1 protein-coding gene is annotated in these 476 nt (G+C 51.1%); it reads left to right on the top strand.

From position 1 onward, the window contains the following. The coding region (locus AC3DE3_RS17235) for a DUF1266 domain-containing protein (RefSeq protein WP_488370843.1) at window positions 1-465 on the top strand (465 nt) is incomplete at its 5' end. Window positions 466-476 lie beyond the last annotated feature (11 nt).

Below are 476 nucleotides of genomic sequence, written 5' to 3' on the forward strand. Positions count from 1 at the left end.
GAAGAGTGGAAAGCATTAATTGCTGGTGGCTCGGAGAGAGGGTTGATTTATACCCAATTCGTTGCCCAAACCGCTATGTGCTGTGGAGAAGGGGGAATCAAAGCCTGGGATTATGTTCGAATGGGGTTTCTGTCACGGGTCGGTGTGCTCAACAACTGGCTGACGGAAGAAGAGAGTTTATGGCTGCAATCGTGCGTCTATGTACGAGCTCACCATTACTATCACAGCTGGATGCACTATTTTTCCGCCTATTCGTTAGGACGTCTCTACTGGCAATCTTCTCAGTGCGAAGACAACACTTCGCTACGCGAGGCGCTAACCCTGTACAAATACGATAGCGCCGGGAGTCGGATGTTCGAAGAGCTGGCAGCGGGAAGCGATCGTTTCTATGCCACGCTTCCCTGGCAGCCATTAACTGTCCAGCCTGAATGCCCGGTAACGCTTAAGGATGTGAGCGACCTATGAAAACATGTTGG

This window comes from Dietzia sp. IBK-p2-16D (genome assembly GCF_057773085.1).